Source organism: Pseudoalteromonas sp. A757, from assembly GCF_004103285.1.
Taxonomy (GTDB): Bacteria; Pseudomonadota; Gammaproteobacteria; order Enterobacterales; family Alteromonadaceae; genus Pseudoalteromonas; species Pseudoalteromonas galatheae.
Window position 1 is genome coordinate 202,289 of sequence record NZ_QNQN01000073.1, and the last position, 12,338, is coordinate 214,626.

The 12,338-nt window shown below is 42.3% G+C and carries 10 protein-coding genes; 3 read left to right on the forward strand and 7 right to left on the reverse strand.

The annotated features are described in order from the left end of the window. Window positions 1-7: 7 nt before the first annotated feature. Entirely contained in the window at window positions 8-1,018 is a 1,011-nt protein-coding gene (gene ansA / locus DRB05_RS18300; protein WP_128728198.1) for an asparaginase, read from the forward strand. Between the two features lie 73 nt (window positions 1,019-1,091). On the opposite strand, the gene gndA is transcribed toward ansA, so the two are convergent. Continuing rightward, window positions 1,092-2,465 (reverse strand): NADP-dependent phosphogluconate dehydrogenase, encoded by a 1,374-nt coding sequence (gene gndA, locus DRB05_RS18305; RefSeq protein WP_128728199.1) that lies wholly within the window; start codon window positions 2,463-2,465, stop codon window positions 1,092-1,094. Window positions 2,466-2,906: 441 nt separating this feature from the next. Here gndA and pyk point away from each other — a divergent pair, with 441 nt between their 5' ends. Further along, window positions 2,907-4,340, forward strand: coding sequence for a pyruvate kinase (gene pyk / locus DRB05_RS18310; RefSeq protein ID WP_128728200.1), 1,434 nt, complete (start codon window positions 2,907-2,909; stop codon window positions 4,338-4,340). Between the two features lie 148 nt (window positions 4,341-4,488). Here the strand turns inward: pyk and DRB05_RS18315 are convergent, their stop codons facing one another. The 6 genes from DRB05_RS18315 to DRB05_RS18340 all read right to left on the reverse strand — a co-directional run bounded on the left by DRB05_RS18315 (window position 4,489) and on the right by DRB05_RS18340 (window position 11,317). Continuing rightward, window positions 4,489-5,313 (reverse strand): LytTR family DNA-binding domain-containing protein, encoded by an 825-nt coding sequence (locus DRB05_RS18315; protein WP_010376983.1) that lies wholly within the window; start codon window positions 5,311-5,313, stop codon window positions 4,489-4,491. Continuing rightward, a complete protein-coding gene (locus DRB05_RS18320; RefSeq protein ID WP_128728402.1) occupies window positions 5,313-6,383 on the reverse strand; it encodes a histidine kinase in 1,071 nt (356 codons plus the stop codon). The genes DRB05_RS18315 and DRB05_RS18320 overlap by 1 nt, the downstream gene beginning before the upstream one ends. A 173-nt stretch (window positions 6,384-6,556) precedes the next feature. Continuing rightward, window positions 6,557-8,113, reverse strand: coding sequence for a SulP family inorganic anion transporter (locus DRB05_RS18325; protein WP_128728201.1), 1,557 nt, complete (start codon window positions 8,111-8,113; stop codon window positions 6,557-6,559). Window positions 8,114-8,316: 203 nt separating this feature from the next. Continuing rightward, window positions 8,317-8,775 carry an Lrp/AsnC family transcriptional regulator gene (locus DRB05_RS18330; protein WP_010376979.1) on the reverse strand — a complete coding sequence of 153 codons (459 nt, stop codon included), beginning with the start codon at window positions 8,773-8,775 and terminating at the stop codon, window positions 8,317-8,319. Between the two features lie 110 nt (window positions 8,776-8,885). Further along, complete coding sequence (locus DRB05_RS18335) at window positions 8,886-9,527, reverse strand: MBL fold metallo-hydrolase (RefSeq protein ID WP_128728202.1); 642 nt, start codon at window positions 9,525-9,527, stop codon at window positions 8,886-8,888. Between the two features lie 2 nt (window positions 9,528-9,529). Next, window positions 9,530-11,317, reverse strand: coding sequence for a M14 family metallopeptidase (locus tag DRB05_RS18340; RefSeq protein WP_193554587.1), 1,788 nt, complete (start codon window positions 11,315-11,317; stop codon window positions 9,530-9,532). Between the two features lie 126 nt (window positions 11,318-11,443). Between DRB05_RS18340 and DRB05_RS18345 the strand changes: the two genes are divergently transcribed. Then, window positions 11,444-12,277 (forward strand): SDR family oxidoreductase, encoded by an 834-nt coding sequence (locus DRB05_RS18345; protein WP_128728204.1) that lies wholly within the window; start codon window positions 11,444-11,446, stop codon window positions 12,275-12,277. Window positions 12,278-12,338: the final 61 nt, after the last annotated feature.

The window sequence follows — 12,338 nt, forward strand, 5'->3', positions numbered from 1 at the left end:
CTTTTTTATGAAAAGAAAAAAAATATATATCGCCTATACCGGTGGTACCATTGGTATGAAGCAATCCAGTCGCGGTTACGTTCCGGTTGCAGGATATCTAACAGATACGGTGAAAAATAATGCTGAGTTTACTCGCGATGAAATGCCGTTATTTGATATTCATGAATATTGCCCGTTAATTGATTCATCAGATATGTCACCGCATCACTGGCAACTTATCGCAGATGATATTCAATCAAAATATCACGACTATGATGGCTTTGTGGTGCTTCATGGCACAGATACAATGGCCTATACTGCTTCTGCGCTATCCTTCATGTTTGAGAACTTAACTAAACCTGTGATCGTAACAGGCTCTCAAATTCCTTTGTCACAGCTGCGCTCCGATGGTCAAGTGAATCTGTTAAACGCGATGTATTTGGCTGCTAACTACCCTATCGCCGAAGTGAGTTTGTTTTTCAACAATAAACTTTACCGCGGTAACAGAGCAATCAAAGCTCATGCTGATGGCTTCGATGCATTCGCTTCTCCAAACCTTTCGCCACTGGCACAAGCAGGGATCAATATTCAGCTGATCGAAGGGAAGCTAAGCCCTTACGTTGAGCAAAGCTTGCAAGTCACCAAGATCTCACCTCAACCTATCGCGGTAATGCATTTGTATCCAGGGATCTCAACTGAAATCCTTAAGAATCTAATGCGTAGCGAGATGAAAGCATTAATCTTATTGAGCTTCGGTGTTGGTAACGCGCCACAAGACGAACATTTTTTAACTGAGCTTAAAGCAATCAGCGATCGCGGAGTGGTGATTATCAACCTCACCCAATGTATTCAAGGAAAAGTGAATATGGGCGGCTACGCGACAGGAAATGCGTTATTAAACTGTGGTGTGATCAGCGGCTACGATATGACACTAGAAGCGTGCTTAACAAAGCTGCACTATCTCTTTAGCCAGCAACTTGAGCTTGAAACAATCCGCCATTTGATGCAAGACAATCTGCGCGGTGAGCTAACTCGATAGCGGTAAAATGAAAAAGCCGTGGTATCGTTGCCACGGCTTTTCAATCAGCTCGAACTGCTCTGAACGTCGATTATTATCTAACTTTTGCTTCGATATCGACAAGATCAGTCAGGTGACAAGTTTCACCACTGTGTGTCTTTATACCGTGCTCACCAAAGTAATCACGCTGAGCTTGCACCAAATGCCCATTGCTTGGCGTGCTCAATGTTGCAATATAAGTTTGTGTCGCGCCAAGCACAGGGAAAGACAAACCAGTCGCCACAGCTTTACCTGTAATACTACGTAGTGCAAGTGCAGGCTTCTCAAGTGAATCGATAAATTCAACACCTTCAGCGACATCATCCAAGTAATCTGCTCGGATAATACAGCCAGCACGCCAGGTTTGTAGCGTTTTATTAAGATCAACTTTCCATTGATGTGCTCGTGACGCGCCCTTAATCAGTGCAAGACCTTGGCGGTAACATAGCAAACTTGCAAAATAGAATGCGTCTTTTAATTCGTCTAAATCAACATCAATTGTTTGCGTTGATTTATTCGCATACGTCATTTCTTTTGCAGCTGGAGTATCGATGGTATTGGTGAGGTGGCGAGCTTGTACCGCAGCGACAAGCGAAGGTACGGCAATTCCAAGCTCTAGTGCGTTTTGCGCCGTCCAAAGGCCAGTGCCCTTAGCCCCGACTTTATTGTCGATAAGATCGACTAAAGACTCACCTTGCTCTGTTTCAAGACTTAAAATGTGGCTAGAAATTGCAAGTAGATAACTATTTAGTTTACCTTCAGACCAAGACTCAAAAATCTCAGCCACTTCTTTAGGAGAGCGACCGGTACCAAGTCGAAGCAATTGATAAAGCTCTGCAATGAGCTGCATCAATGCATACTCAATACCGTTGTGAACCATTTTAACAAAGTGACCGCTGGCAGATTGCCCAACACGCGCGAAACATGATTCATTGTTGTAGCTCGCAGCAACCTTTTCGAACCAAGGCTCGATACGCTCCCAGCCACCTTCAGAACCACTTGCCATCATTGCGGGACCATGACGTGCACCTTCGGCACCGCCAGAGATCCCCATAGTGGCAAACTCAAATTTATTCTGATACTTCAATTTGCGTGCAATACCATCTTTGTAATTACTGTTACCACAGTCAACGATGATATCGTCTTTCTCAACTCCAGCTTCAACCAAATCGCTACAAACTTTATCTACTAGTTCACCTGCTGGAACGAGTAATAAAATCGAGCGAGGAGTCTCTAATCTTCTGATCATATCACCGAGATCAGACACTATGTGTAAGCGCTCCGCCATACCTAACGACTGTGCGCAACTCAATAATTCCGCACCTACTTCGGGGTTCTTGTCGTAAGCGACTAAGGTCATCCCCTTCTCAATTAGATTTAGCGCGAGGTTTTTACCCATCACACCCAAACCAACTAATGCAACCTGCATTTAGTTTCCTCCTCGGTAACATCAAAACTTTATGCGTTCGTGTATGTGCATTATACCTGAGCGACCATGATTGACCAGCGAGACACACAATTCACTGATATCAGAGCGGCCCCCAAATATGGCAGCTAACACAATTCACTGTATAGCAATATAGTGACAGCGGCGCGAATTCACCAATTTTATGATAAATCTCAAATTACCCTCTAAGCTGTAGGGTAAAATATTCGAGATTGACGGCCACTGACACCGGTGTCATAATGATGACATATAGATCATATAACTTAATTAGAGTGTTAAAAAGGGTTTTACATAATTCTTTATGCTCTAATTAGTTAAATCGTGATTTTACAATGTGACATGTATAAAAAAACAGCAATCTTGATTTATTTTTAACACATTCATGAGTTTTTGCTTACCTTGATAAGCTAACAGGAGAATCTGATGCTTAGACGCACAAAAATCGTCGCAACACTGGGGCCAGCGACGGATAGAGATAACAACCTAGAAAAAATCATTCGTGCCGGCACCAACGTAGTCAGACTAAACTTTTCACACGGTGTTGCTCAAGATCATAAAAATAGAGCCGAAGCCGTTCGCGAAATTGCTAAACGCTTAGGCGTAAATGTAGCGATCCTAGCAGATTTACAGGGTCCTAAAATTCGCGTTTCAACATTTAAAGAAGGCAAAGTGTTCCTAGAAGTGGGTGCAAAATTCACGCTCGACGCAAAAATGGAACCAGGCCAAGGTCACGTTGAAGCCGTGGGTATCGACTATAAAGAATTACCGAATGACGTGAAGCAAGGCGATTTACTGTTATTAAACGATGGACTTATTCAGCTTGTTGTTGAAGAAGTACAAGATCACTTGGTTCACACCAGTGTTAAAGTTGGCGGTGTATTGTCGAACAATAAAGGGATCAACCGCTTAGGCGGTGGCTTAACAGCACCTGCATTTACTGACAAAGACAGAGAAGATTTGATCACAGCGACAGAAATTGGCGTGGACTATATTGCAGTTTCGTTCCCTCGCAGTGGTGACGACATGCGCTACGTTAGGGGGCTGGCAGAAAAAGCGGGGTCTAATGCGCAGTTACTTGCAAAAATCGAACGTGCAGAAGCGGTGGAAACCGTAGAAGCGATTGACGATATTGTACTGGCTTCTGATGCGGTGATGGTTGCCCGTGGTGATTTAGGCGTAGAAATTGGCGATGCCGCTCTTGTTGGTAAACAGAAGCAAATTATCAGCCGTGCTCGCTCACTAAATCGTACGGTGATCACTGCCACCCAAATGATGGAGTCAATGATTGACAACCCAATGCCAACTCGTGCTGAAGTTATGGATGTCGCCAACGCAGTGCTAGATGGCACAGATGCGGTAATGCTTTCAGCAGAAACCGCTGCTGGTGATTATCCAGAGCAAACGGTGGCAGCAATGGCACGTGTGTGTTTAGGTGCTGAGTCTCAACCGCAGATCCATATATCTAAACATCGCTTAGACAGCCGTTTTGCTGATACCTGTGAAACTATTGCCTTGTCAGCAATGTACGCAGCAAACCATTTGGACTCAGTAAAAGCGATTGTTGCGCTAACTGAATCAGGTAACACCGCAAAATTAATGTCCCGTATCAGTTCAGGGTTACCTATTTACGCACTGTCTCGTCATCAATCAACACTTGGGCAGGCGTCGCTCTATCGCGGTGTTTATCCGGTGAGATTTGACTCGACACAATGCTCAGACGACTCAACTGTTCGCGAAGCGCTTGATACGCTAGTTGCAGCAGGCTCATTAGAAAAAGGCGACACAGTGATCATCACACACGGTGATAAGATGGAAACTATCGGCGCCAGTAACACGCTGAAAATCGTCACTGTGTAACAGCATTGAACTAGGTAGCCTTGCTGCCTAGTTCATCTCTCCTTAGAATATCCTAAAGTGTACAAGCACATAAAATACACTACGTCACCGTAGGCTAAACACGGTGCAAATCACTTTAGCTCGCGATTGTATTCGCTTTTTCAGTGGATTAGCTTGCGAGTGCGGCCTTTACTTTGTCACGGTAACTACGACTTACTTTAAGCTCTTGACCATTCTCAAGCACCAATAAATACTCACCACTGCTTTGTGTAACTAGTTTACTGATCTGCTTAGTATTTACGATTGCAGAGCGATGAACACGTACAAATAACGTTGGATCTAATTCTTGCTCTAGATCTTTCATTGTTTTACGTAAAATATGAGTCTGACCATCGCTACAATGTAAGCACATGTAGTCACCAGCTGCATCAATCCACTGAATTGACGATGTAGATACTCGAATAATCTCACCCTGCTCTTTTACCGCTAAAGACTCTGGGAATTTTTTATCTTCAATTGTATCTCCTGTTGCAAGTTTTTTTAGGATTTCTTCACAGTTGTTACCAGTGATCCCTGCAACAAAGCTGGCTAGCTTTTTCTTATGCGCATTGTCTTGTTGTGTTTTTAAATAGCTTTGCACTTTCTCCACCGCCTGTTTTAATCTGTTGTCATCAACGGGTTTTAAGATGTAATCAAGCGCATGGATCTCAAATGCCTTTACAGCATATTGATCAAACGCAGTTACAAATACGATAGCAGGCAATGGTTTAACACTTTCACTTAACGCTCTCGCTACTTCAAAACCGTTCATGTTCGGCATTTGAATATCGAGAAAGACCAGATCTATATCCTCAGATTTGCATAGATCGATTGCTTGTTGACCACTGCCACACAATTCTACAACTTCGATTTCAGAAAAATCTCTTAATCTTACCGCTAGTCCTTTTCTCGCTAACGGCTCATCATCTACGATTAGTGTTCTAATTTTGCTCATTACTTCTTCGCCCTTTCATATGGAACGCGAATGTTTACCTTCAACCCTGATGGCTCATTATCCGAGAGCACAAATGAATAGTTATTTTCGTACAAGGTTTTTAAACGGTCTTTGGTATTCGCTAAACCCACTCCCTGTGCACTTTTCAGTTGCCCATCTTCTAGCTCGGCGCCAGGACCATTGTCTCCTACTTCCAAGAGTAGTTCATTGGCAAACACCTGCGCTTTTATTTCAATTTTGCCGCCATGCTCTATATGGGCAATTGCGTATTTAATACTATTTTCAATGAGTGGCTGTAAAATCAAGCTTGGTACTAACGCCTGCTCTGCTTCTTCTGTCACATCAAGCTCAATGGATAAGCGTTCATCAAAACGGACTTTCTCAATTTCTAAGTACAACTTTAACGCGTGTAGCTCTTGCTCAAGCGGTACCTTTTTTATCGGATCTGTATTTAATGTATGACGCAAGAAATCACTGAGCCTTGAAACCATTTGATTCGCATCTTTGTTTTCTTCAACCAATATAAGCGTCGAAATTGCATTAAGAGTGTTGAATAGAAAATGCGGATTTAGCTGATAGCGTAACATTTTTAATTGCGCTTCATGGGCCATAGTATTGGCTTTCAATGCCTTTTGACGCTCGCTCTGCAACAACTGATAATACTTAATACCAAAATACAACCCGCTCCAGCAAAGTATAATATAGACAGAATCTAATCCCTGCTGTAAGTAATAAAACCATTCATCCGGCCGATACCCGTGACGATATATCTCCCAATGATTGAATTTCTGCACTACCGCCCATAATGTCCCAGTAACATATGACGCCGTAAACACAGCGAATATCAACACCAAGGGCGTTGCATTCCAAATTTTACGATAGAGGTAGCGTAGCGGTACGGTCATCAAGCAACCTGCATAGGCATTTAACGCGATGACAAATACATAAATGTCACGCATTTCAAAGACTTTTGAGCCAATATAGTTAACTAACGCGTAGCCTAACCAACCAGCTATTTGTAATACCCAGAAAAATCTCTGCCTGTTATCAACCAGTGATTGCCACTTCAAAATGATCATACCTCTTCTATCTTAACTGGATTATATCTCAGCATGTCGTCTCTATTCACTGCCGGTGGTCTCAGTTTTTACACACCTTGCCGCAAATAAAAAAGGCACCTTAGTGCCTTTTTTTGAAATAAATTAACCCGTTAATTTATATTCATCGATTCAAACTATCGCTATTAAGCTAGTTTGTCAGATGCCACTTTATAAGTCGGATCTGCTTGTCCGTCTAGTTCAACTAAATCTTTAGCTTTACTTAGCAATACTTTGCAATCATGGCTTAAATGGCGAAGATGTAGCGTTTTACCAGTCTTTTTATAACGTTCAGCCAACGCATCTATCGCTTCAATTGCACTGTGATCGGCTACACGACTGTGTTTAAACTCAACAATAACATCGTCCGGGTCATTGTTAACATCAAATAGTTCGGCAAAATTTTTCACCGATCCAAAAAATAGTGGTCCGTGTAATTCGTATACTTTTGAGCCTTGCTCGTCAATATAGTTATTAGTGTATATGTGTTTCGCATGCTCCCACGCAAATACAAGCGCAGAAACGATGACACCAACGCAAACCGCTATAGCCAAGTCCGTGAGAACGGTGACACCCGATACCAAGACAATTACAAAAGCATCTGATTTAGGGATCTTTCTAATTAATCTAAAGCTTGACCACTCAAAAGTTCCTAATACCACCATAAACATCACACCGACTAACGCAGCAAGTGGGATCATCTCGATAAGGCTTGCTGCAAACAGAATAAATACAAGTAGTAATAATGCAGCTGTGATACCTGACAAACGGCTACGACCACCAGAATTAATATTGATCATTGATTGCCCAATCATCGCACAGCCCCCCATCGCACCGAATACGCCACAAGTTACGTTCGCTGCGCCTTGGCCAATACATTCGCGGTTACTGTGACCACGTGTTTCGGTGATTTCGTCGATTAACGTGAGGGTTAATAAAGATTCAATCAAACCAATCGCGGCTAGGATAAGCGCATACGGGAAAATGATTTTAAATGTTTCAAATGTCCAAGGTACTTCTGGAATATGGAAAGCAGGAAAACCACCGGCAATCGTTGCATCTGCGTTACCTGACATATCTTTCAGATAATCGAGCACATTACGAGCATCCAGATCTAAACCAATAACAATGCCGGTTACCACTAAAATTGCCGCAAGGCTAGATGGAACTGCAGTTGTTAGCTTCGGCAAAAAGTGAATGATGGCCATAGTCAATGCTACCAAACCCACCATCACATAAAGAGTTTCTCCTTGCATCCAAGTCAACTCACCTTCACCATTAAGTACTTTAAACTGACCAAGTTGTGCAAGAAAGATAACGATGGCTAAACCATTCACAAAGCCTAGCATAACAGGATGCGGCACCATGCGGATAAACTTACCCAGCCTAAATATACCTGCTAGGATCTGTAAAAAGCCCATAAGTAAAACAGTCGCGAAGAGGTACTCAACACCATGATCAATGACGAGACTCACCATTACTACGGCTAATGCGCCAGTTGCGCCGGATATCATACCCGGTCTACCACCAAAGATTGAGGTCACAAGACCGACAATAAATGCCGCATATAAACCAACTAACGGATCTACTTGTGCGACAAAAGCGAAAGCCACAGCCTCTGGCACAAGTGCCAAAGCAACTGTCAGCCCAGACAGTACATCGTTTTTAGCAGAGCTAGGCGCTTTGCTGATAAGATTAAACATCAATATCCTCTGGTGTGAATTGACTATGAACACAAAGGCGGCGGATTTTAGCAAAAAGCAGCGCCTTTAACAAATAAGATACAAGCTTGTTTTGAAAACTCATTTCTATACTCGGCTTGGTAAAGAAGCCACTATTTTAGTATAGAACAATGGAGAAAAGATGACGGGACGCCCTACCCAACGGAGCAGGGCAACAGGTTGTATTAAAGAGGTAAAGAAGTACTGCGCTTAACGCACGTCATTGTAACATTTGAGTGTACTTCTTGAACGAACTCTAAATTAAGTAAGTTGTCGCGAACAAATTGCTCATAGCCTTCAATGCCTTTCGAAATAATACGCAGCATAAAGTCCATTGTACCTGCCATAGAGTAACATTCTGTCACTTCATCATAGCTTAGGATCAGTTTTTCAAATTCAGCGAGATTGTTACGGCCATGATTTGAGAGTCTAACATGCGCATAAACCAACATATCAAACCCGAGCTTTTTCTCATCTAGCAATGCAACTTTGCCTTTAATGTAGCCATCTTGCTCTAATTTAGCGATGCGACGCCAACAAGGTGACTGAGATAGCCCCACTTTATCAGCGATTTCTGCGGTAGAAAGACTTGCGTCTTGCTGTAACAATGCCAGAATCTGGCGATCTACTTGGTTTAATGACATATCAATTCTAGTTTAATTAGCACATCAGTCAGTTAACCGATGCTGATTGTTATTCCCTGAAGCATAGTAGGTAAAAATGCACATCACTACTATGCCACTTCCACTATAATTTAGCCAAATCGGCCACTCATAAAAGGATTTGTCGCCTTTTCGAAGCCAATTGAGGTATTTTCACCATGTCCCGAATGTACTATGACCTCATCGGGCAAAGTAAACAGCTTATCTTCAATAGACTGTTTTAGCTCAGTCGCATCGCCTTTTGGAAAGTCAGTACGGCCAACAGAACCTTTGAACAACACATCGCCCACTAAGACCTGCTTTGAACTTGGCTCATAAAATACTACGTGCCCCGGAGTATGCCCCGGACAATGTCTGACTTCGAGCTCTAGATTTCCTAAACATATGTTATCACCACCTTTTAACCACTGTGATGGTAAAAAAGCAGCATGATTTGGAAAGCCAAACATTTGCGATTGCATAGGCAAAGCATCCAACCAAAATTGGTCGTCTTGGTGAGGTCCGATTATCTCGATATTAAAATGCTCACTTAATGCTGTACTCGCACCCACATGATCAAGGTGCGCATGAGTAAGCAGAATCATGCTTGGTACTAACCCCAATGTGTTCAACTGCGAAATAATTTTTTCCGGTTCACCACCTGGGTCTACAATTGCCGCGGTTTGTGTCTCTGGGCACACAATCACACGACAATTTTGCATAAATGGGGTAACGGGAATAGTGAACACTTGCATTGTTAATTTGCTCCAAACGACATCAAAATGGGATATTTAAGATACGCATTATCATAAAACGGAGTTCGTGCATAAAGCCACTCCATTCTCGCCTTTGGATCGTTTGCAAACTGCTTATCCTCACGTATTTTTTTATCAAAAGCCAAGGCCATCGCTGGATTTTGTTTTAGCATTTTTCGCGCAAAAGGTTCAAGTGCATAATTTTCAACATATTCTGTACGTTGGAAGATAGTATTAAAATCTCCCCAAGCAAAGAATGAATCTGGTGCCGCCGGGTGCAATAAGTGGGTCGCCAACTCTCCAGATTTTTGCGCTGTTGCGACTTTATACCAACCACTTAAGTCCACTTTATCTGATAGCTCCTTAATGTCAAAAGTCGCGCTCACTCTAAAGCGTCCTTCAAAAGGAGCAGTAGCAAATTGGTAGTCTTTTACTGAAGCTTGACTTACTTTTTCCAGTATCGACTCGGCTGGTAGTTTAGAAACAGCTACTCCGTGCAGTTTTAATTTTTCAACCACTTCCGGATATGTAGGTGGAATGTAAAATTGTTCAGGTACATTAACCGTTGTTTTTACTTCCTTTTGCCAATAAATAGGCAACTTATCATACTCTTGTGGCTCACCTAAATACTTAGCTTCTAGGTGTCCAGATAATGCACTTTCAAACTGCTTGTATTTGATGCCTTTGAATTGAATATAGTCAGGCTCTTTTGCGTAGCTTCGTTCAACAACCAGTTGTTTAGGTGTGAATTCAGCCTCTTTTTGAACCGCTTCTCGCAGTGCCTGAATATTACTTGAAAGGCCATTGATAACACCATCCATAAACACATAAGTGCCTAGAACGCGCTGCTTATAGGGCTTCAATGAGTGATTTTCTACCAATATTGTTGGTAATCCTTTTAAATCTCCCCAACCATTCGAAAATCGAGGCGTTGCCACCCAGCCCGCTAAGCCTTTTTTAAAATCTCGCTTATCCATTGCAAATACTAACGGACCAGGGATATGCCCTTGGCCGGCTAGCGCTGCATTAATTTGTGGCGAAATCTGACTCTCTAATACCTCAGCTATCGCTGGAGATTCACTTGCAAATCTGGGGTTAAAACCATAAGTAACATCATATTGGTAGTCTGCACCATCCGTTACATGGACATCAATATAGAGATCTGGGTTATAGTCATTAATCACCTGCATGACCGCCTTAACTCCCGGCGTATCCAATTTAGTGTAATCACGATTAAGGTTTAAGTTATTGGCATTAGTTCTAAAACCCATAATGGTCGGCCCGCGTTGATTGATGCGGTTAAACTCACTGCGCCTCTCATGCCCATCGACGTTTAAGATAGGAATAAAAAGTAAATTTACTTTCGTTAAAATATCACGGCGCTTACCAGTTGCAACATCGCGAAGCAACATAAACATGGCATCTTTACCATCAATTTCACCGGCGTGAATCCCAGCTTGCACCAAAATTGTTGGCTTGCCATTATTGATAACGTTTGACTTATTGCCGCCTTGCTCGGTAGCAACAATCATCTTAATTGCACGGTTGCTATTACTAAATCCAATTGTCTCTAGCTTAAATTGGGTAGGATTGGCGGCCACAAGGCGATCAACAAACGCCATTGTATCTGCATAATTAGGGGAATCTATCGCACCGCTTAGCTCAAAATCAGTCGTCAATGGGCCTTGTTGTTGTAATAGTTGTTCGCTTTTGCCTTGCCACTCCATCAAAGGAGGTAAATGACCATCTAAACCTAGCATTGCAGTAAGCATAATAATGCTGGAACTCATCATATTTCTCTATTCCTCTGCTTTTATCCGCCAATTATATCAATATTTTAGATATCAGCTTACAATGTGCGGTGATTCAACAAAAATTTGCAGTTAATCGCAGTTAACCATTACTTTAGGGATCAAATGAGCGTACAAAAATCAATTTTAATCACTGGTTGTTCTAGCGGGATCGGTTATTACTGCGCAGTGCAATTGTCAAAAGCAGGATATCAAGTCATTGCTTCGGTTAGAAATGCAAAAGACTTGAATATATTTGAAGGCACAGACATCCAATGTATTTTGTTAGATTTAGCATGTGAGCAAAGTATAAGAGATGGTTTTAACCAAGCTTTGACTGTCGCAAATGGTCAGCTAGACGCGCTATTTAATAACGGAGCCTATGGGCAACCAGGCGCGGTAGAAGACTTGCCTACAGACGTGTTACGGCAACAATTTGAAGTTAACTTTTTCGGCTGGCATACGCTCACCTGTCTTGCAGTTGAGCAAATGCGTAAGCAAGGCGCTGGCCGCATTATTCATAACTCATCCGTGTTAGGATTGGTCGCCCTACCATATCGTGGCGCCTATAACGCGAGTAAGTTTGCACTTGAAGGACTTACCGATACCCTGCGCATGGAGCTTTCCGGTAGCAATATTCAAGTTAGTCTAATCGAGCCAGGTCCAATCGTATCTAAGTTTAGAGAAAACGCGAAACTGGCCTTTTTAACGAATATCGATCACGAAAATAGTGTACATCACAAAGCATATCAAGCGCAGCTTAACCGCTTAGGCTCAGAAGAAGCACCGCAAAAATTTACCTTAGGACCAGAAGCTGTTTATAAAGCGCTGCAACACGCACTGAGTGCGAAGATTGCAAAGCCGAGATATTACGTTACGTTTCCGACCTATTTGATGGGATACTTAAAACGAATATTGAGTAGTAAGATGCTGGATAAAATCTTAATAAAAAACCGCTAACGTTAGAATTTATAACGAATACAAAACTAAAAAAGGAGCCAAAGGCTCCTTTTCAATACCA